The following is a 25979-nucleotide window of genomic DNA, read 5'->3' on the forward strand; positions in this document are numbered from 1 at the left end:
CCGGCAGGTGCAGGCGCAGGGGAGCGCGACCGTTATTCCCTGCCGGCAAGAGCGTCGTGGAGGCCGAGATCAACGGCACGGTCCTCAAGCTCTTTGCCTACAAGCCGGCGACCTATGCGGGAGACGGGTTCGTCTTGCTCCTGCATGGGGCGTCGCGTGCGGCGGAGGCCTATCGCGACAACGCCGTAGGGATGGCCGACCGTCACAACCGGATCGTGGTGGTTCCGCTCTTCGACCTGAAGCGCTTTCCCGAGTGGCGCTACCAGTTTGGCGGCGTGTACCGGGCCGACAGTTCGTTCGCCGCGCCTGAGGAACGCACGTACGCGTTCATTCCCACGCTCGTGCGCTACATCCGCGATCGCGAAGGGAGCGCCACGCTGCCGTACCTGCTCGCCGGCTTCTCCGCTGGCGGGCAGTTTGTCTCACGCATGGCGGCCTTCATCGACACCGACGCGGAGCGGCTCATCGCGATGGCGTCGGGGTCGACGTTGTTCCCGACGCGCGACATGGCGTTCGGGCTGGGCTTCGGCGGGCTGCCTGACGAGTTGAGCAACGATGATCGCATACGCCGGTATCTGGCGCTTCCGATAACCATCTACATCGGCACCGGCGACCGCGAGATGGCGCAGCTGCCGCAGGGCGAGGCCAACCGGCAGGGGGTGCACCGCTACTCGCGCAACATTCGCTGGTTCAATGAAGCGATGGACCTGGCGTATCAGCGAAAGTGGGCGTTCAACTGGCGGCTGGTGATTGCGGATGGGCCGGGGCATAGTCCGAAGGACATGTTCGATCATCCGCAGAGCGGGAATGCGCTGCTGGGGCACCGGCCGTAACGGCAGCGTCCAAGGTGAGTCGCGGGGCCTAGCGCCCTCCGGCGTCCATTGTGGTTACGCGCGGTTCTTGCTGCTCTATTCGGTATTGCAGCGCGATGTGCATGGCCCTCAAGGTCATGGCGGACAAGGGCTTCGGCGAATCTGGCCCGTGCGGCCCGCATGTGGTATGGTGATTGATGCGGTCGGATAGCGCGTGCGCTGCAGTAGCGCGTGGGGCTATTGGAGACTGCAGAATACACGTTGGGCAGACCCAAGGGGGTTCGCGATGAGTTCTTCTCGTCCACTCGCCATCGCGACGTTTCTTGTGAGCGTCGCCGCCTGTCACGCGCACGCACCGACGACTGCGCTCACTCCGCCGTTGGCCCCGTTCCGCCCCGAGATCCACGCGCTAGCGCTTGGTGTCGACTCGGTACAACTCGCGGTGCGTGTCGTGCTCCGCAATCCATTCTCCGACACGCTTACACTCGAGACAACCTGCGGCGGGGTCGCGCTTCGACTGGAGTACGCGGATGGCGTACGCTGGCGGCCGGCCATCGGCGGCCTCCAGACGCGGGCGTGTTTGCTGATGTACACCGAACTGCGCGTGTCCCCAGGGGATTCCGCCACCTTGACCGACGTGATCGCTGGTGTCCGCGCGGAGCGTGCGCTCGGCGTCCGCTGGCTCGCGCCGATTCCCGCGCGCTATCGGATCACCACCACGGCGAGTCGCTGTGTCCGCCATACCCGGCGCGACTGCTGGGTGACGCTCGCGAGTGCATCGTTCGAGGTTGGTGACCCGACTGCTCGAGGCGGGGGTTCGTAGTGCGCCGGGTGCGCGGCTGCCCAACAGCGCATGCAGCAGACGGCCGATCTCTTGTGCGCTCGCTCCGCTCGCTCTATTTCGTTCGACCGCAGCTGATGCTTAACGTTGAGGATGTAGGATAAGTCGACCTTCGCATCCGCCCCGTTCGTTGTGGAGAATTTGGCCTTCACATTTGCCCCAGGATCGACGATCGGCGTCCTGGCAATGGTTTCTCGATGGGGGAAAACAGGCATGGCAGCCGAGGTCGGACTTATCCTACAGCTTCGTTAGGTTGCCTTGCACGTTCAGCGACCGGACTCGCGGAGGTCCGGCGCGTTCGGACTCGTATACGCTACGAGATAGCGCCTGACGACCCCGCGCATCGTGGCATGGGCGGTGACGTCGGCACGGCTGGTGGCGTGCCGCTCGTCGTCAGCCTGCGCCTCTGATGCCTTCACCGACACGCCTGCGAGTACTTGACGGTGTCGCGCCCAACGGTAGCGTGTGGAGCGGGTGACGGTCGCACGTTTCGGGAGCAGAACCGGCTGCGCAAACATCGAGAACCGATCTGGTCGCGTGCACCCACGCGGCGTCGATGATGCGCCGTCGTTCGGCTTCGTTCGCGTGGCCCAACAGGACTCCCGGCACCGTCTGCTCACACCCGCGCCCTCCGAGCGTGGACAGGATGTCGATCGCATGGCCATCGAAACACGGTTGCAGCGGAACGTCGGGTTCCTCTTCGTCGCCATCCTCACTATCACGCTGTTCGGCTTCTTTCCGAGTTACTTCTCCAAGTTTCCGACCTTCGAGGGATTCGGCTGGCCGCATCACTTCCATGCCGTCATCGCGCTGGTATGGATTTGCATGCTCATCACGCAGGCCTTCCTCATCCGCGCGAAGCAGTACCGGTTACACCGCACGGTGGGACAGGCGTCCTACGTCGTGATCCCGCTGCTCCTGCTCTCGTTCTTCCTCATGGCTCGGGCGCAGTACCAGCGGAACACGCTCGTGAACCACCTGACTGAGGCGGATGCCGTCGCCGCCTTGAGCCGGAACGGGATCCCCGAACTCGTGTTCATTGCGATCCTGTACACGCTCGGCATCGTCTACAGGAAGCGGCCGGCATGGCACCTGCGCTTCTTCACCGGAATCGCGCTCGTGATGCTCGGCCCCGGGCTCGGCCGACTGGCCTTCGGAAACTTCCCGCCCCATGTGGCCGGCCCGATCCTCGGACTGATGTTCCTCGGCCTCCCCGTGATCTGGTTGATCGTGGATGTCGTCCGCAAGCGATCGCCAGTTCCCTTGCTGTCGTACATCGCAATCACGATCACGGCCGTGGTGCTACCCGGTCAGGGGCACGCGGGTTGGTGGCAGGGCTTCGCGGGGTTTCTGGCCCGTACGTTCTTCTGATCGCGGTCATGTCCTTTCCGTGTGCTGCATCGCGACGTGGCATCGGCGACGGCGCTCGCCGATCTACCGGCGCTCTCGCACGAATCGGTAACCTAACCTTTCGTTGCTGCTGACAGGGCCTTCAAGGAGCGCGGCCTATTGCTCGCTGTGATCGCTGGCCGCAACTTGTGGAAGGGCCCTGCAGCAGAACGCGAGCGGTACGTGGCCGACGCCGACATTGAGGGAACGATGAGAACCGAGGCACGTGTCGTGGTGAAACGGCTCGGCGCGGCCGATGTCGTCCTCGCGCAAGCGACGTTCCGGTTGATGGCGGAAGTCTTCGACGAAGGCGTCGGCGAGCTCACCGAGGCGTATGTCTCGGCGCTACTTGGCCGCGCCGACTTCTGGGCTATGGCGGCGCTCTAGGACGCTCGCCCGATTGGCGGGATCACCGCGCACGTGCTCCCGATGACTCGCAGCGAGGCGCAGGAGCTGTTCATCTACGACCTGGCCGTGCAGCCGGCATACCAGCGCCGCGGGGTTGGGCGGCTCCTGGTCGAGACCCTCTGCCGAGACGCCGCCGCCGCCGGCGTGCCCGTCGCCTTCGTGCCGGCGGATGTAGAGGATGACCACGCCGTCGCCTTCTATCAGGCGCTCGGTGGGCAGGCGGCCCCCGTCACCATCTTCTCCTTCGAGGTCCGGGCACACGACCCTCCGGCCGTCCCCTAACGATGCATGCTGCCGTCGGGCGTGCCCGGAAGCGCGCTCCGTGCGCATTTGACTTGATCGCCCGCTGCCGGAATCGGTGCTATGCCGACACACATCCGAAGATGAGATGTCCACCATGACCGCGCGAAAGACTGACAAGACTTCCAAGCCCGCAGGCGGGAAGCCTGCCAAGCGGACGGCTGCGGAAGGCAAGGCTGCCGTGAGGCTGCCGGAATCCATGGTGACCGGCAAGGCGAGCCCGGCGAAGGCCGCGGCCGGCGACAAGCCGGTCTTCGCATACATCGCCAGTCTGCCGCAGCCGCAGCGCGGCATCGCGGAACGAGTCGATGCCCTCGCGGCCAAGACGCTTCCCGGCCTGCAGCGATCCGTGAAATGGGGCATGTCGTACTATGGCGTCGGCGACGGCTGGTGCTTCAGTTGCGGCGGATTCGTCGACCATGTCAAGCTCATGTTCGTGAACGGTGCAGCGCTCCGGCCGGTACCGCCCGTGACGCCGGTCGCGATGGGCAAATCCACGCGGGGTGTGGAGATTACGTCAGTGGACGACATCGACGAACGCCAAATCGCGGCGTGGATGAAGCAAGTCGCGGCGGTGCCCGGCGTTGGGGGGAAGAAGCGGTAGGCCCGAAGGCAGATATCCTTTGCCTTGGTGTCAGACATTTGTCTAACAACAACATGCAGCTGACTGGCTGCGCGCCGCCCCTGATGCTTCAACCCTGGCCGGCAGCCGCGCCATGGAGCGGCCCCTAGCCACGCCGACGTGATCACGCACGGCGCCGCTATCCGGAATGATGGTCTCCTTCCGTGACGCCGAGACCGAGTCGCCACCCTGCGGTCACAGCACCCGGCGATGCATCGATGCAGCTCGCGGTCTGAATTGCGGAGGTCAGGATCTCGTTGCCCGTGAAGGACGACTTGCCGCCCCGCGCCTGCGCTGTTGTCGCAGAATTCGGCGGCGCCGCAATGAGATCGGACATAGGCTGCGGCCCTCCGAAACCTCGTGTTTCGGGGGGCCGTACGTCGCGAGGAGTTGGTAACGGGAGGTCAACACTCCAAGGATAGGGAGGCCCGCGTGGCAGGACCGTATCAGTACCGACCGGTACTCTTCTTCGTCGCCACCTTCGTCGCCACCTGGGTGCCTTGGCTCATCGGCGCCTACCAGGCGAGGGACCCAAGCCGCCAGGGAACGATCTCTCCCTTCGGCTACGTCGGCCTGCTCGGTCCGTTGGTGGTGAGTCTGGCCGTGATCCTGTTCTCCGGGAACAAGACGCTCAAGGCCGATTTCCGCCGGCGCTTCGATCCCCGGCGCATCCGCCCGGCGTACCTCGGCGTCGCGGTCGCGATACCCGTCGGGCTGATGTATCTCGGGATTCTGGTTTCGTTGCTGTTCGGCGAAAGTGCCGATCAGCTCCAGGTGTCGCGCGACGCCAACCTCGTCGTGATGATCGTCCTCGCCATGATCCTCGCTCCGATCATCGAGGAGATCTCCTGGCGCGGCTACGGGGTGGACAGCCTGCGGGCCAAGCTGGGCGGCTTGTCGTCCGCGGTGCTGTTCGGCGTGCTGTGGTCGCTGTGGCACGTGCCGCTGGTGCTGCTCCCCGGAACCTACCAGCACGAGTTGGCCACGATCGGCGAGCCACTCTTCCTGGCGAACTTCTTCGTCAGCGCCGTCCCGGCCGCGATTCTCGCCAACTGGCTCTATTACCGGAACGGCCGGTCGATCCTCATCGGGGTGCTGTTCCATGCGGCGGCGAACGCGTCGGCGGAGGCGCTGAGCGCTACCCAAATCACCAAGTGCATCGTGAGCGTGTTGTGGCTCGCCGTCGCGGTGGTCGTGCTCGTCACCGATCGGACCACGTTCGCCGCCGGCCCCCGAACCTTCCTGGACGACCCGCAGGGCGACGCGATCACGAGCTGACGGCGGTGGCCTCGCGGGAGCAGCGTCCCCGCGGCTTCGGCGCTCGGCGGAACTCCACCTTTCCCGTCATGTCCGCCACGACCGATTCGAGCCTTGCCGTGAGCGACCGGAAACATGCGTAACACTGCCGGGGCGCTACGACGCGTCGCGGTCTTCCTCGCGGCCTACGTCCTCATCCTCTTCGTTGCATCGGTGCCGAAGGGGATGGTCCCACGCCCGTTCGCGGACCTCGTGTGGGGGACGCTCTCGGCGAGCGGCGTCCTCGCGCTCACGCTGTGGATGCTCCGTCGCGATCGCCGCTCGCGCTCGGAGATCGGACTCGCGGCCGACTCGGGAACGGCCGCACGACTGCTGGCGGGTGTGCTCCTGGGTGTCGCGGTGTACGCGGCGACGGTCTTCCTCTCCTCGGTGCTACTCGGTCCCATCCACCTAACGCCGCTGGCCGCGCCGAGCGTCGGGGCGTGGGCGTTGACGGTCGCGTCGTTCCTCGCGCTCTCGTGCATGGAGGAGCTTGGGTTCCGCGCCTACGCGTTGCGCACGCTCATCCCATCGATCGGCGAGTGGCCAGCCCAAGGGGTCACGGCGATTGCGTTCGGCGCAGGACACCTGCTCTTCGGTTGGTCGTGGTCGAGCGTGCTGTTCGGCGTGATCCCGAGCGCGATCCTCTTCGGAGTGGCCGCGGTGCGGACGGGCGGCCTATCGTTCCCCATCGGCCTGCACGCGGCAGTGAACGTCGCGTCGTGGACGATCGGGGCGAAGGACACACCGGGGGTGTGGACGCCGAGCGTGGACCGGGTGCATGAGGTGCGGATGGGGACGTTCGCGCCGTTCGTGGGGTTGGGGGTGACCCTGCTCGTGGCGGTGATGGTCGCGCGGTGGCCCGAGGCGCGTGGCACGTCCTCCCGGATCCAGCGCGTCGAGTCGTCCTGAGTCGCGGTGTCAACGACCGTCTGATACTCCCCGCCCAGGCGGGCGGGAAACCCCTATCCCCCGCCTGTAGGGCCCGGTAAGTTCGCCCGCGCGATGCAGCCTTCCCTCGCCTGAGCAGAACCCGACGCGAGCCCCCCGCGGCGCATGACGGCCCCAACGCCCCTGCTCGAAGTGCGCAACCTCGAGGTCGTCTACTCCGACGTCATCCTCGTGCTGCGCGGGATCTCGCTCACCGTCCCGGCGGGAGCGGTCGTCGCGCTCCTCGGCGCCAATGGCGCCGGGAAGACGACGCTGCTCCGCGCGGTGAGCGGGCTGCTCGATGTGCATCGCGGCGACATCACCAAGGGGAGCGTCGCGTTCGACGGGGCCGAGATCCACACGCGCACGGCCCCGGAGATCGTGAGGCGGGGCCTCGCCCAAGTAATGGAAGGGCGCCGCATCTTCGAGGAGCTCTCGGTCGAGGACAACCTCACCGCCGGCGCCTTCACGGTCGGCGACGCCGCCACCCGCAAGGCGCGCCGCGAGGAGATGCTCGCGCGCTTTCCGGTCCTCGCGCAGCGCCGCAAGGCGCTCGCCGGTTACCTCTCTGGCGGCGAGCAGCAGATGTGCGCGCTGGGGCGCGCCCTCATGACCGCCCCACGCCTCCTCCTCCTCGATGAGCCCTCGCTCGGCCTCGCCCCACTCGTCGTCAGGCAGATCGGTGACATTGTCCGTCAGGTGCACGCCGCCGGGACCTCGGTCCTGCTCGTCGAGCAGAACGCCGAGCTCGCGCTGTCGCTCGCCTCGTACGCCTACGTCCTCGAGAACGGGAAGATCGTGAAGGAGGGGACCTCAGCCGACCTGCGCGAGGACCAGGACATCCGCGAGTTCTACCTCGGCGCCGGCGAGGCGGGGCGCCGCTCGTATCGCGACGTGAAGACGTACCGGCGCAAGAAGCGGTGGAGCGCGTGAGCGACGCCAACGATGCGCCGATGGTGCAGTTCGACCACGTCACCCTCGCCTTCGGCGGCGTGACGGCGCTCAGCGACGTCTCCTTCCACGTGCTGCCGCGCGAGCTGTTCGCCATCATCGGGCCTAACGGGGCCGGCAAGACGTCGATCTTCAACTGCCTGAGCGGCGTCTATCGTCCCACCAAGGGGGAGATCCGCTTCCAGGGGGAACGCATCGACCGGCGCTCGCCCGTGACGATCGCCCGGCGCGGGATCGCGCGCACCTTCCAGAACCTGGCGCTCTTTCACGACCTCACGGTCCTCGACAACGTCATGCTCGGCCGGCATCACCTGATGCGGACCGACTACCTGTCGGCCGCCTTGTGGCTCGGGCGCGCCAAACACGAAGAGATGACGCACCGCGCGCGATGCGAGGACATCCTGGAGATCATGGAGCTCGAGTCGTACCGCTTCTCGCACGTCGCCTCGCTCCCCTACGGCGTGCGCAAGCGCGTCGAGGTGGCGCGCGCCCTCGCCATGGAGCCCACACTCCTGCTCCTCGATGAACCGGTCGCCGGGATGAACCAGGAGGAGAGCGAGGACATGGCGCGCTACACGCTCGAAATCCGCAACGAGCTCGGGATCGCGATCATCCTCGTCGAGCACGACATGCGCCTCGTGATGGACCTCGCCGACCGCGTGCTCGCCCTCGACTTCGGCAAGGTCCTGAGCGTCGGGACGCCGGACGCGGTGCGGAGCGACGACGCGGTGATCCAGGCCTACCTCGGAGCGACGGCATGACGGCGACGGCCGTTGCACCGGACGGCGTGCGGACGAGCGGCGCGCTCCCCGCGTGCTCGCCGGCGACGCTCCTCCAGCGCGCCGCGGCCCACCCCGACCGCATCGCGCTGCGCCACAAGGACCTGGGGATCTGGCGCGAGTACAGCTGGCGCGACTACGCCCAGTGGGTGGCGCGCCAGGCGCGGGCCTTCCATGCGTTAGGTGTGGCGCGCGGCGACCGGGTCGCCATCCTCGCCGACAATCGCCCGGAGTGGGTGGTGGGCGACATGGCGCTGCAGGCGATCGGCGCGGTCGTCGTCGGCGTCTACTCCACCAGCCCGTCGGCCGAGGTGGAGTACGTGCTGGCGCATTCGGAGTCGGTGGTGTGCGTGGTGGAGGACGAGGAGCAGCTCGACAAGATCGTGCAGGTGCGCGACCAGCTCCCCGCACTGCGCCACGTGGTCGTCATGGAGCCGCGCGGCGTGCGCGCGTTAGGCAGCGACCCGCGCCTCCTCTCGATCGCCGACTTCGAGCAGCTCGGCGCCGGCGCGACGGTCGACGAGCTGCGCGAGTGGGTGGCGCAGGTCGACCCGAACGCCGTCGCGATCCTCGTGTACACCTCGGGGACGACAGGGCCGCCCAAGGGGGCGATGTTGCGCCACTCGAACCTCGAGGCCTCGGGCGAGGCCTTCACCTCGGTGCTCGGCTGGCAGGAAGGCGAGGAGATCCTCTCCTATCTCCCGCTCTGCCACATCCTCGAGCGCCTGCTCTCGACGATCCTCCCGCTCCGTTGCGGCGTCACGGTGAACTTCGGCGGCGGCGGCGAGTCGCTCGCGCAGGACCTGCGCGACGTGCAGCCGCATCGCTTCATCGGCGTCCCGCGCGTGTGGGAGAAGATCCTCGCGTCCATCGACATCAAGATGCGCGACGCGTCGTGGCTCAAGCGGAAGAACTACGACATCTGGCTCGCCCATGGCAGGCGCATCGCCCGCAAGGTCCTGTCGCGCACGCCGCTCACCCCGCTCGATCGCCTGACGTACGCCCTCGGGTGGCTCCTCCTCTATCGCCCGCTGCGCCATCATTTCGGCCTGTCGCGCGTGAAGCTCGCCGGGAGCGGCGCTGCGCCGATCGCGCCCACGGTCCTTGAGTTCTTCTGGGCGATCGGTGTGAAGATCTGCGAGGGATACGGCATGACGGAGAACACCGCCATCGCCACCTTCACGGCGCCTGACGACGTGCGCATCGGGAAGGTTGGTCGCTCGTATGCCGGCTCAGAGATCCGCATCGCCGACGACGGCGAGATCCTCACGCGAGGGCCCGGCACCTTTGCCGGCTACTTCAAGAACGAGGCGGCGACCCGCGAGGCGATCGACGCGGAGGGATGGCTGCACACCGGCGACGTCGGGACGCTCGATGCCGACGGTTTCCTCACGATCACCGACCGGAAGAAGGACATCCTCATCACCGCCGGCGGGAAGAACGTCTCGCCGTCGTGGATCGAGAACGCGCTCAAGGTCTCGCCGTGGGTGCGCGAGGCGATCGTCATCGGCGACAAGCGGAAGTACCTCGTCGCCCTCATCGGGATCGAGCTTGACACCGTCGGCGATTGGGCGACGCGCCATCGCATCGCCTTCACGACCTACGCCGACCTCTCGGCCCGCCCCGAGGTGGTCAAGCTCATCGACGCCTGGGTGCAGGAGGTGAACGGGACGCTCGCGCAGGTCGAGCAGGTCAAGCGCTTCGCCCTCCTCCCCAAGGAGCTCGATCACGAGGAAGGGGAGCTCACCGCGACGCAGAAGGTGAAGCGCCGCGCCATCGCCGCGCAGTTCTCGGACCTCATCGAGGGGATGTACCGGTGAACGACTTCTTCCGGTACCTCGTCGCCGGCGTCTCGTTAGGATCGGTCTACGCCCTCGTGAGCGTCGGATTCGTCACCATCTACAAGGCAACGGGGGTGGTGAACTTCGCGCAGGGCGGCTTCGTCATGCTCGGCGCGTACGTGGCCGCAACGCTGCGCATGACGCTGGGGCTCCCCTTCCCCGTCGCCATCATGGGCGCGATGGTCGCGATGGCGCTGCTCGGTGCCGTCGTCGAGCGCCTCGTCCTGCGCCCGCTCGTCGGCAAACCCGTCTTCTCGGTGACGATGGTCTCCCTCGGGCTGCTCATCCTGCTCGAGCAGTTCGGCGGCGCCTTCTGGGGTTACGACCCGGTCGTGCTCGGCGACCCGTGGGGGATCGATACCGTGGCGTTAGGCGCGATCGCCGTGAAGGTCGCCGACCTCTGGACGATCGGCGCCGCCGGCAGCGTCCTCGTGGCGCTGTGGGCCTTCTTCACCTTCTCCGTGCGCGGCGTCGCGATGCGCGCCACCGCCGCCGACCCCGAGGCGGCGCTCGCCAACGGCATTGGCGCCGGCGCGGTCTACGGCGTCGCGTGGGCGATTGCCGGCGCGATCGCCGCGCTCGCCGGCATCCTGCTCGCCTCCGGCTCGAAGGGGGTCGACCTCACCATCGGTGCCATCGCCCTGCGGGCCTTCCCCGCGATGATCCTCGGCGGGCTCGATTCGCCGAACGGCGCCGTCGCCGGCGGGATCATCATCGGCCTCACCGAGGTCCTGGCCGCGGCGTACCTCACGCCGAACGCGCCATGGCTCGGCAACAACGTGCACGTCGTCGCCCCGTACGCCGTGATGCTCCTCGTCCTCCTCGTGCGCCCGTACGGCATCGCCGGGACGCCGGAGATCCGCCGCGTATGAGCGCCACCGTCTTCGAGCGTCTTCTCGGTGCGTCGGGCGCCAGCCAGGATCTCACGCGTCGTTATGCGGACGACGCGCGCATCTTCCCGAGCCGGCTCGCGCGCGTCGCGCTCGCCGCGCTCTTCGCCGTCATGATCGCCGCCCCGTTCGCCCTCGACGATTTCTGGACGTCGGTGCTGATCATGGGCGGCATCACGTCGATCGGCGCGATCGGGCTCAATCTCCTGAGCGGCTACACCGGGCAGGTCTCGCTCGGCCACGCCTTCTTCCTTGGCACCGGGGCCTACTCGGCGGCGTGGCTCACCGCGCGCTTCGACCTCCCCTTCCCGCTCTGGCTCATCGGGGCGGGGATCATCGGCGGCTTCATCGGCGGCGTCGCCGGCCCCTTCGCGTTGCGGCTGCGTGGCAACTATCTGGTCATCGTCTCGCTCGCCCTCGTCGTCCTCGGGCAGCACGTGTTCGAGAACTGGACCTCTGTCACCGGCGGCCTCACGGGAGTCTCCGTTCGCGCGCGTGTCTCGTTCCTCGGCCTCGACTTCGCACGCCTGTCGATTCCCGGGCTCGACGCGCCACTGTCACGCAACCACGGCTTCTTCTACCTGATCTGGGGAACGGTCGCCGTCCTCGCCCTCCTGGCCAAGAACATCGTGCGTACGCGCCCCGGGCGCGCGATGCAGGCCATCCGCGACCGCGACGTGGCTGCCGAGGTGATCGGGGTGAGCCTGGTGAAGTACAAAGTTGGCGCCTTCGTGGTCTCGAGTGCGTACGCCGCGGTGGCGGGAGCGCTGTATGCGGCATACGCTCGTTATGTGTCGCCGCTCGACTTCGGGCTTCCGCTCTCCATCCAGTACATCGCGATGATCGTCGTCGGCGGGATGGCGACGATTCACGGCTCGATCCTCGGCGCCCTCTTCCTCACCGCCGTGCCTCGCCTCGTCGAGATGCTCGCGCCGGCGCTCTCGCTCGCCACCGGGCCGGCGAGCGGGGGAGGAATCACGATCGCCACGGTCAACCAGATGATCTTCGGCGCCCTGATCATCGCCTTTCTCCTGTTCGAACCGCGCGGCCTCTCCGGCATCTGGTTGCGCCTCAAGCTCTACTTCAAGGCGTGGCCCTTCTCCTACTGACGCTGCGTCCCCTCTCTCTCGTCTCCAGCACCCGGAGGATCCCGATGCGTTCGATCCAACTCGTCCGTCGCACGCGCCGCACCGTCGTCGCCCTCTCACTCGCGTTAGGCGCTGCCTGCGGTGGCGGTGAGAAGGGGGGCGAAGCCGCCGCCAGCGCGCCGACTCCCGGCGTCGCCAACGACACCATCACCGTCGGCAACCTTGTCCCGCTGTCCGACGCCGTCGCCCTCATCGGCAAGCCCATTCTGGCGGGCGAGGAGGCCTACTTCGCCGAGCTCAATGCCAAGGGCGGAATCGGCGGGAAGTACAAGGTGAAGGTCATCTCCGAGGACGTGACCTACGCCAACCCGTCCACTTCGGTCCAGAAGTACAACAAGATCAAGGACCAGATCGCGGCGTTCGCGATGATTCTCGGCACCGATCACGTCAACGTGACGCTCCCGCTGATGGCCGAGGACAACATCCTCGCCATCCCGACGACCTTCGACGCCGAGTGGGTGCGCGAGCCGCACCTCATCCCGACGATGTCGCCGTACCAGGTGCAAGTCGCGAACGGCATCGACTATTGGTGGAACAGGGCCGGGGGGCAGGGCAAGCCGATCTGCACGATGTCGATGGCCACCGGCTACGGCCAGGCGGGCGACGAGGGAGCGGCGATCGCGACCAAGGCGTTAGGCACGACGGTCGCCTCGGCGGCCAAGTTCCGCCCCGGCGACCAGGACTTCGTCGCGCAGGTCACGCAGCTCAAGAATGCCAACTGCGCCGCGGTGGCCCTCACGTCGCTCCCCACCGAGACGGCCAAGATCATGGGAACCGCGGCGCAACTAGGCTTCAACGCGCGATGGATTTCCACGTCGCCCACGTGGCACCAGGTGCTCGGCAAATCTCCCATCGCCGCCTATGCCAAGGAGCACCTCTGGACGTCGACCGACATGGCGACGCCCGCCGACACGGCGACGAATCCCGCCGTCCAGGAGATCCTGAACGCGCAGCGCAAGTACACCCCCGAGCAGGTCGGTGACTTCTACTTCGTCGCGGGGTGGGCGTTCGCGAAGACGCTGCATACCGTCCTTGAAGCCGCCGCAACGTCGGGCGACCTGAGCCGCGCCGGAATCGCCAAGGCGCTCACCTCGCTCGGCGACGTCGACATGCAGGGCGTGGTCGGCAACTACCGCTACGGTGCCGTCGAATCGCGTGAGCCCCCGCGCGCCACGAACATCTATGCCATCGACCCGTCGGTGCTCGGTGGCTTCACGATCGTCGCGCGTGGCTACGCCTCTGAGGCGGCCAAGGCGATCGTCTTCACGAAGAAGCGCTGAGCCAGCACGCGCAGAGATACCGTGACAACACCTTCGGCCGGCATGGTCTTCCTGCACGAGATGGTGCTCCCCGGGGAAGCCTCCGGGGGCAAGCACCTGTGCGTATGCCTGTCGCGCGCCGAGTACGCCACGGAGCATGGACTGGCCGTGCTGGCCAGTCTGCGCAAGGTGAAGTCGAGTTGGTGGCGACCCCTGGTGGATCGCGACGACTTCACGCCGAGCCATGGATTCGACGCGCTCGATCAGGCGCGTGCGGTGGACATCTCCCACATGATGTCGGTCCCCACGGACACGATTGGCGGCGTCGCCGGACGCGTCTCCGAACGAGTGATCGCGGACGCGATGAAGGTGATCCCTGCGCTGTTTCAGTTCCGAGGTCCGTGGGAGGTGCGCGGCGCGGTGCACAACATCGCCGGCTGGCAGCCCGGCACGGACGCCGTGCTGGTGCTCAACGATGCGGCGCTCGACAACCCCTCAGTGCGACACTTCCTTGCGATGCCCTACGAAGAGGGCGAGTGGCGCCCCGAACTCGTGCTGGTGAACGCGGATGATCTGGGTGACGAGGTGCGGGCGCTCAGCGACTATGAGCAGGGGCTGTTGAGCGCCGACCTGCAGCGCATCTTCCCGCTGACGGGCTGATGCCGGTCGGCGCCGCCGGCACCTAACGCGGCAGCCGGAATACGTAGTCGGCCGGCGGCTCCTCGTGCCGCAAGTGTCGCACGAAGTAGTCCAGCGTCTGCTGGATCGCGTACGCCTCCCCGGCGTAGCCGTGGTTGCGGTTGGGATAGACGAAGACGTCGAACTTCTTGTTGGCCCGGATGAGCGCGTCGATCACGGCGAGCGTCATGTCCGGGTGCACGTTGTCGTCGAGCGTGCCGTAGGTGAGCAGGAGCTTCCCCTTGAGGTTGGCGGCGAGGTTCTGGTTGGCCTGCGAGTCGTAGTTGCTCCCGCCGGCGGGGTTCTTGACCACGAGGCCGTGATACTTCTCCCCCCACGGAAAGTGATACCCGCGCTGGTCGTGGTTGCCGGCGCCGGAGACGGCGACCTTGTAGAAGTCGGGGTAGCGCAGGATGGCATCGGTCCCCGAGAAGCCGCCCCCGGAGTGACCGTAGATCCCGACGCGATCGAGGTCCATCGACCGGTGGCGCACGGCGAGCTGCTTGAGCGCCGTGATGTGGTCGGGGATCCCGTTGTCGGTCATGTTGCCGTAGTAGGCGTCGTGGAACGCCTTGGAACGCACGGGTGACCCGAAGGCGTCGACGGTGAAGACGATGAAGCCCAGCTCCGCCAGCGACTGCGGGGCACCGGGGGCGCTGGCGACAAACGATCGGGTGAAGACCGCGCCGACCTGTGGCCCCGGATAGATGTAGTCGACGACGGGATACTGCTTGGTGGAGTCGTAGTCGGTGGGGAAGTAGAGGTAGCCGTGGACGTCGGTGACGCCATCGCGCCCCTTGGCGCTGAAGGCGACGGGGGGCTTCCACCCAATGGCCTCCAGGCGCGAGATGTCTCCCTTGTCGATGGTCTGGACGACGCGCCCGTCAGCCGCACGCACTACGGCGGTGGGGGCGAGGTCGCGCCGCGAGTAGAGGTCGATGAAGTACTTCCCCGACGGCGTATCCCACAGCTGGTGATCGGCCTGCTCCATGCTCAGGCGCGTGAGCCCGCTCCCGTCGAGGGCGACCTTGTACAGGTGCTTGTAGTACGGGTCGATCCCCGGCTCGCGCCCCACGCCGGCGAAGTGCACCGTCCCCAGCGTCTCGTCGACCGAGAGGAGGTCGAGCACGAGCCATGGGCCGCTGGTGACCTGTGCGATGACCTTCCCCGTGGCGACGTCGATGCGATAGAGGTGTCCCCATCCATCACGCTCGGACCACCAGAGCAGCTCCTTGCCGTTCTTGAGCGGGCGCCAATTGGGGGGACCGCCGAACTGGTTGAGCTCGCGATACGTGGGCCCCGACTCGGTGAAGACGAGGCGCGACTTGCCGCTGACGGGGTCGCTCTCATAGACGTCGTACTTCTTGAAGTCGCGTGATCGGGCGGTGACGAAGAGCGTGTTCCCGTCACGCGTCCACTGCACGTCGTGGAAGGCCGAATCGGCGGTGGTGAAGAAGCCCGGGATGGGGGCGATGTCGAGCTTGATGCCGCGCTTCGCCTCGACGTCGAAGACGTAGGGTTCCCAGGTGGGAATGATCGAATCGCCGGGGAGGGCGTAGTGGTAGCTGTGGAGTTTTGGACGCGCGCCGGGAACGGTCTCGACGAGGTGGAGGAGTTCGACCTTGCGCTCGTCGTAGCGGTGCGTGGCGATGCGCTTGGAGTCAGGGGACCAGCGCAGGACGGGCCAGACCTTTCGGCGTGACCGGCGATTGGTGATTTCCTGGCAGCATCCCTCGGGGACGACGGCATAGCCCCAGTTGGCCTCGCCATCGGTGGAGAGCTGCACTTCCTCCCCCGTGGCGACGTTGCGGACCCAGAGGTTCTCGCTGCGCGAGAAGGCGGCCCACTTCCCATCCGGCGAGCGGATCTCGTCCTTGGCCGGCGCGACCGCCTTCTCCTTCGCTGCGCACGTGTAGGCCACGATGTCGCAGGTGAAGCGGGCCGAGTCGGCGACGTTGAACCGGATCGACTGTCCGTTGCGGAGGAACTCGAAGTCCGTGAAGGGGAGCTTCTCACCCGTGTAGGCGGTGTCGGCCGCCACCGACAGCGCCGCGGCGAGCCGCGCATGGTCGAAGGCGACGTTGCGCGTCCCACGGGCCGGATCGACGACGAGGAACTCGCCGCCATTCCCGCGGGCCGCGCGGAACCAGAAGCGGTCGCCCTCGAGCCAGTGCGGGTCGACCGTATTCCCCGAGACCAGCGCCTGCGCGTTCCAGGGGAGGAAGGCGTCGGCGCGGGCGTAGCGCGCGCTGGTGGACTGCGGGTGGCCGCCCTGCGCCTCAGCGAGGCTGGCGTGGGTGAAGAGGGCCGCGAAAGCGAGCGTTCCGCCGAGTCGAATGCGCACGGGAAGTACTCCGGAAAGGACGCACGAAGAACGACCTTCCGGCGGCCGCCGTCAAGGAGGGGTCGATGGAGTCTCCCCCGGAATGGCCCTGCGACTTGGACCGGCAGGCGCATCGCAGGTGAAGCACCCGCGCGCCAGGAAGCGCAGCGTGAGCGTGATGGCGTCGCGATCGTTCATGAGGAACGGGTGCGCCGCCTTCACCACCGCGAAGTCGCGCATCCCGTCGAGCCGCGCGTTCTTCACCGAGACCTTCCCATCGTCGTCGCCGGGGATGATGAGGGAGAGGATCCAGTTGACCGACCGCGTCCCGGCGATCACACCGACGGGAAAGGCCGGGGGGCCGAGCCGCTGCGGGGTGGCGTTAGGCGCGGTCCCCAACTCAGTTCCGGCCGGGCCGTTGATCCAACGGAAGAGCCGCCAGTCACCCATGGCGTCGACCACCTCGCTGCCGCGACTCGGCGGGCCGAGCATCACCACGCGCCCGATCTCGCGCACCGCCTGGTTCGCCGCCAGCTGCCGCACGATGATGCCTCCCAGGCTGTGCGTGACGAAGTGGATCTCCCCCCTGTTCGCCGGCGCACACTCGGCGATGCGCGGCGCCACATGGTCGCGGGCCAGCTCGGCGACCGAGTGCGCGCGCGACGGGTACTCGATGTTGCAGACGTGGTACCCGGCCTGCTCCAGCGAACGCTCCATGCGGCGCATGGACGACGAGGTGCGTGCGAGGCCGTGCAGGAGCACGACGGTCTCGCCGTTGGCCGGCGGGAGTTCAGCGACGTGCACGGGGGCGCACGCGGCGCCGATGAGGAGGGCGCCGAGTGCGAGGAGCTGCCGGGGGAGGTGGTGTGGGAGCCGATCCGGGGGCATGCGGGTGGGACGAGTCGTGGTGCGACCCGCTGAAACCTAGGGGGAGCGACGCCGCCGCGAGAGCTGACCCCGGCGCTCACCCAGCTACCAGACCTCGCCGGGACGCCACTCGACCGAAAGCGGTGCGTGGAGATCCAGGTCGGGGGGCGTGCGCGCTAACCGCAGAATCATCACCGCTTCATCGTCGGGCGACGCTTCCAGGCCGCGATCGGTTCGCACCGAGAGCGGGCCTCGCCACAGCTCCCACCCGAGCCGGGCGTAGAACCCCTCGTCGGAGGGCGACAGCGCCGCCAGATCGTAGTCGCCCAGCTGAGTCACCAGGTCGCGCAGGAGCGCCGAGGCGTAGCCGCGCCCCTGCAGCGACGGCTCCGTGGCGACCAGCTCAACGTAGGCGGTGCGCAACGCACGGCGCCCCGTCAGCTGCAGCATGCGTGTGACCAACATCGCGTGCGTCGCGAGTCGGCCATCGATTCGCCCCACCGCGTGCACGCCCGGACCGATGTCCGTGAGATACGGGGCCATGGGCTCCTCGTACGCCGATTCGCACACGGCGAGGATCTCCGCGCGGAGCGACGGCGAGAGCTCGCCGGTCGCGTAGTACTCGATCTGCATGATTCGTCAGGCGGCGCGAGAGAGCTACCGGACGTCCACCGCGTTCGACGTCAGCGTCAGCGTCGCCCCGTCGTCAGGGGCGTCGACCAACAAACGGAAGCGGTACCGTCCGGGTTTCGCGACGGTGAACGTCCGGCGCACCGCCGCGCCCGGCGCGACCGTGACGCGCACGATCACCTGGTTGGCCGGACAGACGACGCCGACCGACGCCACCTCGAACCAGGCACCGAGCTCCTCGTCGAGGTAATACGCTGGCGCTGCGGGGCACCCGCTGAGCGTGACGGCACGCGTCCCATCGTTGCGCGCGGAGAGTTCCAGGACGGTGAGCCCACGCGCCGCCATGGTCTCGCGGTCGGCGGTCGCGGTCACCACGAGCGGGGGCGCGGCGACACCGTTAGGCTCGGCGCACGCCGCCAGCGTCGCGAATGTCAGGGCGACCATCACACGCCAGGGGAACGCATGCGGTCGTGGATGCAGCTTCCTCATCTTCATCTCCTCATCAGGCCCGGAGGATGCAACCACATCGGGGAAGATGCACTGCATCGCCGGGACGAGCGGGACTCGTCCCCGGCGCCCCGCGACCTATTGCACCTTCTTCGCCACCATCTGTCCGCCAGGCTGGCGGAAGATCAGCTGCGTTGCCTTGCCGTCGTCGCCCAGCACGAAGCTGAACTCGGCCTGCGCCTCGGGGACGAAGAAGTCCTTCTCGCCGTACGGTCGCCCACGGAGCTTGTTCTGTCCGGTGGCGGCGATCATCAGTGATCCGTTCTCGACGGTCACCATCAGCTGCAGCTGCGGGGTGAGCTGGTAGGTCCCCTCGTAGCGCGACAGCAGCGCGGCGTCGATCGCCACTTCCTTGCGCTCGACCGGCGGCTTGGTGAGGGGGACGAGCGAGTCGACCACGTGCAGGCCGATGTCGTCCACGGAGATGGCGGAGTTGGAGAGCACCACGACGCCGACGCGCTTGGCCAGGTCGAAGCCCATGAAGGTGCGATAGCCGCCCGTCCCACCGTTGTGCCAGACCACGCTCCCGCCCGGCGACTTGAGGATGTGCCACCCCAGCCCCATGGTCAGCGTCGGGCTGGTGGTGGGGCGGCGCGACGTGTGGGTGAAGGCGAGCGTCGTGCCTAACGGCTTGCTGGTGCTGTCGAGATTGGCGGCCAGGTACTTGAGCATGTCGGTCACGGTGGAGCGCAGCGCCCCCGCCCCGGCAAGCGTCGGCAAGTCCCAGTTTGCCACGACGGTGCCGGCGGGGTTGTGCCCCAGTGCGAGCCGACGCTTCAGGTCGGGGGTGAGTTCGATCTTCGTGTCCTTCATGCCGAGCGGCTTGAGCACGCGTTCCTCGACGAGCGCGTCGTACGACTTGCCGGCCTTGAGGGCGAGCGCATGCCCGAGCAGCCCCATGCCCAGGTTGGAGTACTCGTACCGCGCGCCGATGTCGCGTGTCAGCGTGTAGCCGCTCAGGAACTCGTACATCTGCGCGACGGTGTAGTCGGCGTACGGATTGGTCGGGTCCTTCGGCTTGAAGTTGCTCGGCATGCCCGGGAGACCCGACGACGCGGTGGCCAGGTCGAGCAGCGTGATCTCCTTGCCGTTGCGCGTCGGGATCTTGACGGTGCTGGGGAGGTACTTCTGCACCGGGTCATCGAGGCTCACCTCGCCCTTGCGCACCATGTCGGCGAGGATGGCGTTGGTGAAGGTCTTGGTGATGGAACCGATCTCGAAGACCGAGTGGCCGTCGAGCACGAGTGCGCCGTTGTCGGCCTTGCCTGCACTCAGGATCCGTGTCGAGCCGTCGGCTTCCATGAGCCCGATGACCACGCCAGCCGCATGCTTGGGTCCGACCTGCTCGGCGAGGATCGCCTTCACGCGTTCGTCCGAAGGGAGGCGGTACTGCCCCGAGGCGCGGACAGGCGCGACCATCAGGAGCAGGGCAGCGATGCAGTAGACCGGGCGGATCATGATTCGCGGCGATGAGGGAAAACGCGGATGGCTCGACCAGCTCAAACTGATGGCGTGACAGGGTGCTGTCGAGCGGTGCGCCACCCACCGGTGTCGCTTGCCGTGCCGCCATCGCACGCCGATATTCCGCCTCGGCGTAGGGGACGCCTCCGGTCCGCGGAAAGGGCAGCGCCCTCCCCTGTGGTGGCATGATTCCATGCGCCCTCTTCGGGCCGATGGTGCGGACGCCGGCCATATCGAAGGAGGCGTCCCATGGCTTCACCGTTCCGTCGCACGCTCCCCGCGCGCGCAGATCTCGCGCAGCAGAAGACCCTGGCCAAGGAGCTGTTGCGTGTCTTTGCCGGCGGCGACCCCGAGGCAACGGCGCGCGTGCGCGCCGCCCTCCCCGACAAAGCCCGCATCGTGCTCGCCGACGCGCAGTTCGTCCTGGCGCGCGAGTACGGCTTTCACGATTGGGGAGCGCTCAAGCGTCACATCGAGGATCGCATCGCGGCCGCGCGTGCGCCGCACGAACAGGTGCACGACGCCATGCAGCGTCGCGACGCGGCGGCTCTCCGGCGTCTCCTGACGCAGCACGCCGAGTTCCGCCCGTTCATCAACGCGCCGTTCTTCCCCTTCAATGCGCCAGCGCTCGTGGCATGCGCCGGTGACGCGGCGATGGTTGAGGTGCTGCTGGAGGTGGGTGCCGATCCCAACAAACGCAGCGAGTGGTGGGCGGGGGGCTTCCATCCCTTGCACGTGGCAACGGGGGTGGCCGCCGAGCGGTTGCTTGCAGCTGGCGCTGTTGCCGATGCCTGTGCGGCCGCGCACCTCGACAAGCCGGAGCTTCTGGCGTCGCTGCTTGCCGCCGATGCGTCTCGCGTGCGCGAGCGTGGCGGCGATGGACAGACGCCGCTGCACTTCGCCCGCTCGCGACGGGTGATCGACCTCCTGCTCGACGCCGGGGCCGACCTCGACGCGCGCGACGTCGATCATCGCGCCACCGCCGCCGAGTGGATGCTCGACCGGTCGCGAGGCGCGGGGCGCTACGACCTGGCGCAGTACCTCGTGGAGCGCGGCGCCTCGGCCGATATCATGCTCGCCTCGGCGCTGGGACGCACGGACGATGTGGTGGCGATGCTGCGACGCGACCCAGCGCTGCTCGACGAACAGACGGGGCGCGGGCGCTACGCCGAGATGCCACCGAGCAGCTATCACATCTACTTCTGGACGATTGGGAGCAGTCGGTCGCCGATGGATGTCGCGGCGCAGTTCGGGCACGACGACACGCTGGCGGCGATGCTCCCGTTCGCGACGCCGGTACAGCGGCTGCGGTTTGCCTGCCGTCGCGGCGACGCCGAGCGGGCGCGCGCCCTGCTGCGCGACGAACCGGGGCTCGTGGCCTCGCTCGCGCCTAACGACCATCGTGCAGTGACCGATGCGGCGTGGAACGGCGATGCCGCCGCGGTGGCGCTCATGCTGGAGCTGGGGTTCGACCCGGCGATGCCCGGGCACGATGCCGGGACGGCGCTGCACTGCGCGGCGTGGCAGGGATCGGTGGCGAGCGTGGCCGCCATTCTCGGCTATCCCGCGGGCCGGGCGCTGCTCACCACGCGCGACGCGCATCACGGGGGGACGCCGCTCGGCTGGTGCTGCCACGGGTCATTGCATGGGCCGGCGGGCGGCGAGCACGCCGAGATCGCCCGGTTGCTGCTGGCGGCTGGGGCGGCGATGGAGGCGGGGGACGCGTCGGATGAGGTGGAGGAGGTGCTGATGGAGTGGCGGGAGGGGCATCGCTGACACGGTGAGCAAGGGCGCAAGGCGAGCCCGATCGGTCCTGCTTCGTCGCTCCGCCTTGCGTCCCCCCACCCCGGCGAGCCAATTCCCGAAAACGCTCGCCTCTCATCTCGCCTGACCACGCGCCGCAATGCCGCACCACTCCTCCTCTCGCCACATCGTCATCCGCGCGGCGTCGCTCGTCCTGCTCGGAGGCGCCTCGCTCGGGTGGCCTGCATCGCCGCTGCACGCGCAAGGCGCCCCACGCCCGGCCCCGCGCCCCCGCACTGTCGTCATCGACTCCATCAGCGTCATCGACGTCGACGCGCGCCGCGTGACGCCGATGCAGAACATCGTCATACGCGATGACAGCATCGTCGCCGTACAGCCGGCGAGCGCGACGCTCCCCGACAGCATCGACGAACGGGTCCCGGGGCGCGGCCTCTTCGCGATTCCCGGCCTCGTCGACCATCACGTACATCTCACGCCAGGGATGGCGCGCGCCCTCGAACGCGGCGCGCGCGGCGGCGTCACGATGGTGCAGGCCATGGCCGGCGACAACCGCACGGCGGGAGAGTACGCGCGTGCGGCGATGTCGAAGGAGATCATCGCCCCCGAGATCGCCTACGCCTCGGTGATGGCGGGGCCCAACTTCTTCACCGACCCGCGCTTCATCGGCGCCTCGCTCGGCTACGCGCCCGGCAAGGCGCCGTGGGCGCAGGCGATCTCCAGCGAGACCGACGTGGCGCTGGCGGTCGCGGCGGCACGCGGTTCAGGGGCCGAGGTGCTCAAGCTGTACGCGATGCTCGACAGCACGATCGTGGCGGCGTTCACCGCCGAGGCGCACAAGCAGGGGATGCGCGTGGTGGCGCACGGGACGACGTTCCCCGCGCGGCCGTTGCAGCTGTCCGGGGCCGGCGTCGATGTGCTCACGCACGCACCGTACCTCTCGTGGCAGGGGGCACCCGAGGTGCGCCCCGAGGATTCGTGGAAGCGCATCGAAGGGCCGTACGCCAAGGTCCGCGCCGACGGCCCCGAACTGCTCGCCGTGCTCACCGCGATGAAGGCGCACGGGACGTATCTCGAGCCGACGCTGTGGGTCTTTGCGCGCGACGGGGTCAAGCCCGAGGTGGCGAAGTGGGGGGCCGCACTCGCCGTGCGCGCGCAGGCCGCGGGGATCCCGATCCTCGCCGGGACGGACGGCTTCGTGGGACCGGACAGCGTCCCGCTCCCCTACATTCACCGCGAGCTGCAACTGCTGGTGGAGGCCGGACTCACGCCGGCGGCGGCGCTGGCCACGGCGACCACCGTCCCCGCCCGCGCCATGCGCCGCGAGCGGACGCACGGAGTGATTGCCGCGGGTCGCGTGGCGGACATCGTCCTGCTCGAGGGGAATCCGCTCGCCGATATCCGCAACACGACGCGCATCCGCCAGGTGGTGCTGCGCGGGCGACCGCTCCCGCGTTAGGCTCGCGCCGGGAGCGCGCGCCCGGGCACGGGGGTCAGCACCCCGGGCGCGTCGCGCTATTGGCGAAGACGCGGGCGAAGTACGGGAGCAGGTGCCGCTCGAACCGGTCGCGCGCCTTGTCGACGTGCCCGCCGTCGTAGGCCTCGACGGTATGCGCGATGCCGGCGCGCTGCAGCGCCGCGGAATAGGCGCGGACCCCGACCGGAACGCTCGCCACCTGGTCTGACGTGCCGTAATCGATGACGATCCCGCAGAGCGCCCGCACGGGGACGGGGTCGCGCGCCAGGCGATCGACCGGAAGAAAGCGCCCCCACGTGCGCCGCACCGCGCGCACCTCGCGAGTGGTGCCAGCACGTGGCATGTAGGGGAGGACGAGCGGCGCGCCGCGGCGGAAGGACGGGGCGAAGGCGATGGCCATCGCGCGCACGATGCGCTCGCCCGTGGTGCGCGGCGGTGTCGCCGGCGCGAGGCGCGACGCCGCTAGCCACAGTGGGCTCGCGGGAGCGAGGTCGGCCGCCAACGTCAGGCAGCACGGGCTCATGGCGTAGACGTTGGCAAAGGTCGCCGAGTGCGACTGTACGATCGACAGCGCGCCGAATCCCCCCATGGACTGTCCCGCGATCCCACGATGCCGCCGGTCGCGCATGGTACGATAGCGCCCGTCGATGTACCCCACGAGCTCTCGGCCGATGAAGTCGTCCCAGCGGCCGAAGGCGACCGAATTCACATAGAAGGTGCCGCCGTAGCTGTTGTCGGCGTGCGGCATCACGACGAGGAACTCGCTGCCGGTGCGCGCCAGCGAGTCCATCGTGCGGCGCAGGTCAAATCCTTGGTAGGAGCCATCGAGCCACTCGCGTGGATGCGACGTCATCCCGTGCAGGAGATAGAGCACGGGGAAGTGGCGCGTGCGGTCGCGGTCGTAGCTGGGCGGGAGGTAGGTGTAGACCTCCCGCGTGGCGGGATCACCGACGCGGTTGCCGAGCAGGGTGCGCGCTCGCACGGTATCGACGACGACGCGCCCCTGGGCACGTGCGACGGGGGCAACGGCGGCCAGCAGCGCGATCGCGCCGACGGCCAGGCACACGCGATGTGCGAACGACTCGACCCTGCGGCTCCGCCGGTGCACGCGCCCCCGGCCGCTCAGGCGAGGGCCTGCGTGAAGGCAGCGGCGAGCAGCGTGCCGGTCGTGCGGTTCCAGGACTCGTTGACGCCTAACGTCAGCGTCCCGTCTGGTGTCCCCCTCGGCAGCAAGATCCCCCGCTGCGCCAGGCGGGTGGCCGCGACCTCCAGGTCGCCCCCCGTGATGTGGAGGCGCGTCAGGTTGGTCCCGTTCGGGATGCGCTCCACGCGCACGCGCGGGTGACGGGCGATCTCCTTGTAGAAGTTCTCCGAGACCTGCACCGCACTCTTCAGGCGCCCCTCGAAGCCCTCCATGAAGTGCCCGGCCACCCGCGCGGCCGGCCACCCCACGGCGAGGTTGCCGCCAAACATGCGGCGTACGTGAAACATGCCGTCGAGCACACGCCGCGGCCCGGCCAGCACGGCCCCGATGCCGCAGTTGAAGTACTTCCACAGCGACACGTACACGGTGTCGAAGTGCTTCGCGTACTCCGCGGGCGCTATCCCTGTGTAGGCCGAGGCGATGAAGAGTCGGGCGCCGTCGAGATGCGTGCCGATGCCGTGCTCGCGGGCGAAGGCGGTGACCCGTTGGGCCTCGTCCCAGTCGAACATCTCCCCCGACAGGCGGCGAATGGGGCTCTCGATCACCAGCGCGCCGACGTCGGTGGCGACGCGCCCGCTCGCCGTGCGCTTGACGACCGCCTCGACGTCGGCGCGCGTGTAGGTCGCCTTGAGCGGGGCGAGCGGGAGGAGTGTGAGCCCGGAGAGCGTCTGGCAGGCGTCGCCGGTGTCGTTGTACATGTGGCTCATGTCGGGGACGATCACGCGACGCTTGTTGCCGGCGAGGGCGCGCACCGCCAGCTGGTTGGCGAGCGTCCCGGAGGGCATGAAGACCGCGGTCTCCTTGCCCAGGAGCCGGGCCCACCGTTGCTCGAAGGCCTCGACCTCCCCGCCAAGGAGGTAGGTGTCTTCGGCCACGTCACGCGTGGCGGTGAGGTCCTGGAGGAGGGTGGCGTATTCGCGCGGGGTGAGGGCGAGACCGTCGCCCGAGAGGTGGACCGCGCCGTTGGCCAGTGTCGAGCGTTGACCGTGCGTGGCCGGCGTCGCCGCGCTGGCGGTTGCCGGCGAGAGCGAGGCGAAGGCCGCCATCGCAGCACTGGCGCCAGCGGTTTCGATGAAGCCCCGTCGCGAAACGTCGTCCATGGGTTCCTCCGTGCGTGCACCTGAAGCCTCCCCCCCGGGGAAGCTGACCGAGGAAGGCGTCGGGCGCAACGAATGGCCAGCGTCGAAGCGGCCGCAGGGACCCTCGACCCGAGGACGACGTCGCGCCAAGACGCTCGTGCAGGCGCTCGAAGCCAAGGCGCAGGAACGCCGAGTAGCCGTCCGGCGCCAAGGCGTCGAGCGTCGCACGCCCGCGGTGTGCGATGGCGCGGGCCTCGTCCGCGCGCCCGATCGCCAACAGCGAGTCGGCGAGATTGAGGCAGAGCGAGGGGAGCAGGTCACGCGCCTCACCAACCGGGAGCGCGTCGGCGTGGCGCAGCGCGATCGCATTCCAATGGAGGCGATCGGCCGCGCTCTCCTGGTGGCGTGCGAGGTAATGGGCGGCGATGCTCGCCTCGAGGTCGTTGGACCGGGTGGCCCACGCCTGTTCAAAAAGGGGGCGCGCCTTGTCCGGCTCTCCCTCGAGCTGCATGCCGGCGGCACAGAG

23 protein-coding genes are annotated in these 25979 nt (G+C 68.4%); 16 read left to right on the forward strand and 7 right to left on the reverse strand.

Going from position 1 to position 25979, the window contains the following annotated elements; all coding sequences use genetic code 11:
* Nucleotides 1-56: 56 nt before the first annotated feature.
* The 14 genes from IPN47_15770 to IPN47_15835 all read left to right on the forward strand — a co-directional run bounded on the left by IPN47_15770 (nucleotide 57) and on the right by IPN47_15835 (nucleotide 14126).
* Nucleotides 57-833 carry a hypothetical protein gene (locus IPN47_15770; GenBank protein MBK9409472.1) on the forward strand — a complete coding sequence of 259 codons (777 nt, stop codon included), beginning with the start codon at nucleotides 57-59 and terminating at the stop codon, nucleotides 831-833.
* Between the two features lie 1477 nt (nucleotides 834-2310).
* On the forward strand, nucleotides 2311-3024 hold the full coding sequence (locus IPN47_15775) for a hypothetical protein (GenBank protein MBK9409473.1): 714 nt from the start codon (nucleotides 2311-2313) through the stop codon (nucleotides 3022-3024).
* A gap of 201 nt (nucleotides 3025-3225) precedes the next feature.
* Complete coding sequence (locus IPN47_15780) at nucleotides 3226-3429, forward strand: hypothetical protein (protein ID MBK9409474.1); 204 nt, start codon at nucleotides 3226-3228, stop codon at nucleotides 3427-3429.
* A gap of 42 nt (nucleotides 3430-3471) precedes the next feature.
* Nucleotides 3472-3732: a GNAT family N-acetyltransferase gene (locus tag IPN47_15785; GenBank protein MBK9409475.1), complete on the forward strand. Its 261-nt coding sequence runs from the start codon at nucleotides 3472-3474 to the stop codon at nucleotides 3730-3732.
* Nucleotides 3733-3847: 115 nt separating this feature from the next.
* Nucleotides 3848-4354 carry a DUF1801 domain-containing protein gene (locus IPN47_15790; protein ID MBK9409476.1) on the forward strand — a complete coding sequence of 169 codons (507 nt, stop codon included), beginning with the start codon at nucleotides 3848-3850 and terminating at the stop codon, nucleotides 4352-4354.
* A 513-nt stretch (nucleotides 4355-4867) separates the two neighbouring features.
* Nucleotides 4868-5650, forward strand: coding sequence for a CPBP family intramembrane metalloprotease (locus tag IPN47_15795; protein MBK9409477.1), 783 nt, complete (start codon nucleotides 4868-4870; stop codon nucleotides 5648-5650).
* A gap of 114 nt (nucleotides 5651-5764) precedes the next feature.
* Entirely contained in the window at nucleotides 5765-6580 is an 816-nt protein-coding gene (locus IPN47_15800; GenBank protein MBK9409478.1) for a CPBP family intramembrane metalloprotease, read from the forward strand.
* 162 nt (nucleotides 6581-6742) lie between these two features.
* The gene (locus IPN47_15805) at nucleotides 6743-7531 is read left to right on the forward strand and encodes an ABC transporter ATP-binding protein (GenBank protein ID MBK9409479.1); all 789 of its coding nucleotides are present in this window, start codon (nucleotides 6743-6745) and stop codon (nucleotides 7529-7531) included.
* 20 nt (nucleotides 7532-7551) lie between these two features.
* Entirely contained in the window at nucleotides 7552-8310 is a 759-nt protein-coding gene (locus IPN47_15810; GenBank protein MBK9409480.1) for an ABC transporter ATP-binding protein, read from the forward strand.
* Nucleotides 8307-10148: an AMP-binding protein gene (locus IPN47_15815; GenBank protein MBK9409481.1), complete on the forward strand. Its 1842-nt coding sequence runs from the start codon at nucleotides 8307-8309 to the stop codon at nucleotides 10146-10148. The genes IPN47_15810 and IPN47_15815 overlap by 4 nt, the downstream gene beginning before the upstream one ends.
* Nucleotides 10145-11041: a branched-chain amino acid ABC transporter permease gene (locus IPN47_15820; GenBank protein MBK9409482.1), complete on the forward strand. Its 897-nt coding sequence runs from the start codon at nucleotides 10145-10147 to the stop codon at nucleotides 11039-11041. The genes IPN47_15815 and IPN47_15820 overlap by 4 nt, the downstream gene beginning before the upstream one ends.
* Complete coding sequence (locus IPN47_15825; GenBank protein ID MBK9409483.1) at nucleotides 11038-12168, forward strand: branched-chain amino acid ABC transporter permease; 1131 nt, start codon at nucleotides 11038-11040, stop codon at nucleotides 12166-12168. The genes IPN47_15820 and IPN47_15825 overlap by 4 nt, the downstream gene beginning before the upstream one ends.
* A gap of 44 nt (nucleotides 12169-12212) precedes the next feature.
* Entirely contained in the window at nucleotides 12213-13487 is a 1275-nt protein-coding gene (locus IPN47_15830; GenBank protein MBK9409484.1) for an ABC transporter substrate-binding protein, read from the forward strand.
* Nucleotides 13488-13508: 21 nt separating this feature from the next.
* Nucleotides 13509-14126, forward strand: coding sequence for a hypothetical protein (locus IPN47_15835; protein MBK9409485.1), 618 nt, complete (start codon nucleotides 13509-13511; stop codon nucleotides 14124-14126).
* Between the two features lie 22 nt (nucleotides 14127-14148).
* On the opposite strand, the gene IPN47_15840 is transcribed toward IPN47_15835, so the two are convergent.
* From IPN47_15840 to IPN47_15860, 5 genes are all read right to left on the reverse strand, one after another.
* Nucleotides 14149-16488, reverse strand: a complete 2340-nt coding sequence (locus IPN47_15840) for a DPP IV N-terminal domain-containing protein (protein MBK9409486.1) — start codon at nucleotides 16486-16488, stop codon at nucleotides 14149-14151.
* 51 nt (nucleotides 16489-16539) lie between these two features.
* Nucleotides 16540-17355, reverse strand: a complete 816-nt coding sequence (locus IPN47_15845) for an alpha/beta fold hydrolase (GenBank protein MBK9409487.1) — start codon at nucleotides 17353-17355, stop codon at nucleotides 16540-16542.
* Nucleotides 17356-17439: 84 nt separating this feature from the next.
* Entirely contained in the window at nucleotides 17440-17967 is a 528-nt protein-coding gene (locus IPN47_15850; protein MBK9409488.1) for a GNAT family N-acetyltransferase, read from the reverse strand.
* A gap of 24 nt (nucleotides 17968-17991) precedes the next feature.
* The gene (locus tag IPN47_15855) at nucleotides 17992-18408 is read right to left on the reverse strand and encodes a hypothetical protein (GenBank protein MBK9409489.1); all 417 of its coding nucleotides are present in this window, start codon (nucleotides 18406-18408) and stop codon (nucleotides 17992-17994) included.
* 141 nt (nucleotides 18409-18549) lie between these two features.
* Nucleotides 18550-19929 (reverse strand): serine hydrolase, encoded by a 1380-nt coding sequence (locus IPN47_15860; protein ID MBK9409490.1) that lies wholly within the window; start codon nucleotides 19927-19929, stop codon nucleotides 18550-18552.
* Nucleotides 19930-20181: 252 nt separating this feature from the next.
* Between IPN47_15860 and IPN47_15865 the strand changes: the two genes are divergently transcribed.
* On the forward strand, nucleotides 20182-21708 hold the full coding sequence (locus IPN47_15865) for a hypothetical protein (GenBank protein ID MBK9409491.1): 1527 nt from the start codon (nucleotides 20182-20184) through the stop codon (nucleotides 21706-21708).
* Between the two features lie 127 nt (nucleotides 21709-21835).
* Entirely contained in the window at nucleotides 21836-23152 is a 1317-nt protein-coding gene (locus tag IPN47_15870; GenBank protein MBK9409492.1) for an amidohydrolase family protein, read from the forward strand.
* 34 nt (nucleotides 23153-23186) lie between these two features.
* Here the strand turns inward: IPN47_15870 and IPN47_15875 are convergent, their stop codons facing one another.
* Together IPN47_15875 and IPN47_15880 are read right to left on the reverse strand one after the other, a co-directional pair.
* Complete coding sequence (locus tag IPN47_15875) at nucleotides 23187-24236, reverse strand: hypothetical protein (GenBank protein ID MBK9409493.1); 1050 nt, start codon at nucleotides 24234-24236, stop codon at nucleotides 23187-23189.
* Between the two features lie 56 nt (nucleotides 24237-24292).
* Complete coding sequence (locus tag IPN47_15880; protein MBK9409494.1) at nucleotides 24293-25474, reverse strand: DegT/DnrJ/EryC1/StrS family aminotransferase; 1182 nt, start codon at nucleotides 25472-25474, stop codon at nucleotides 24293-24295.
* Nucleotides 25475-25979: the final 505 nt, after the last annotated feature.

Source organism: Gemmatimonadota bacterium (genome assembly GCA_016719105.1).
Classification (GTDB): domain Bacteria; phylum Gemmatimonadota; class Gemmatimonadetes; order Gemmatimonadales; family Gemmatimonadaceae; genus SCN-70-22.

Coding starts and splice junctions, on each gene's coding strand:
- IPN47_15785 (MBK9409475.1), top strand. CDS start 3,472: ATGACTCGCAGCGAGGCGCAGGAGCTGTTCATCTACGACCTGGCCGTG.
- IPN47_15880 (MBK9409494.1), bottom strand. CDS start 25,474: ATGGACGACGTTTCGCGACGGGGCTTCATCGAAACCGCTGGCGCCAGT.
- IPN47_15790 (MBK9409476.1), top strand. CDS start 3,848: ATGACCGCGCGAAAGACTGACAAGACTTCCAAGCCCGCAGGCGGGAAG.
- IPN47_15775 (MBK9409473.1), top strand. CDS start 2,311: ATGGCCATCGAAACACGGTTGCAGCGGAACGTCGGGTTCCTCTTCGTC.
- IPN47_15815 (MBK9409481.1), top strand. CDS start 8,307: ATGACGGCGACGGCCGTTGCACCGGACGGCGTGCGGACGAGCGGCGCG.
- IPN47_15850 (MBK9409488.1), bottom strand. CDS start 17,967: ATGCAGATCGAGTACTACGCGACCGGCGAGCTCTCGCCGTCGCTCCGC.
- IPN47_15860 (MBK9409490.1), bottom strand. CDS start 19,929: ATGATCCGCCCGGTCTACTGCATCGCTGCCCTGCTCCTGATGGTCGCG.
- IPN47_15810 (MBK9409480.1), top strand. CDS start 7,552: ATGGTGCAGTTCGACCACGTCACCCTCGCCTTCGGCGGCGTGACGGCG.
- IPN47_15825 (MBK9409483.1), top strand. CDS start 11,038: ATGAGCGCCACCGTCTTCGAGCGTCTTCTCGGTGCGTCGGGCGCCAGC.
- IPN47_15800 (MBK9409478.1), top strand. CDS start 5,765: ATGCGTAACACTGCCGGGGCGCTACGACGCGTCGCGGTCTTCCTCGCG.
- IPN47_15830 (MBK9409484.1), top strand. CDS start 12,213: ATGCGTTCGATCCAACTCGTCCGTCGCACGCGCCGCACCGTCGTCGCC.
- IPN47_15870 (MBK9409492.1), top strand. CDS start 21,836: ATGCCGCACCACTCCTCCTCTCGCCACATCGTCATCCGCGCGGCGTCG.
- IPN47_15845 (MBK9409487.1), bottom strand. CDS start 17,355: ATGCCCCCGGATCGGCTCCCACACCACCTCCCCCGGCAGCTCCTCGCA.
- IPN47_15865 (MBK9409491.1), top strand. CDS start 20,182: ATGGCTTCACCGTTCCGTCGCACGCTCCCCGCGCGCGCAGATCTCGCG.
- IPN47_15855 (MBK9409489.1), bottom strand. CDS start 18,408: ATGGTCGCCCTGACATTCGCGACGCTGGCGGCGTGCGCCGAGCCTAAC.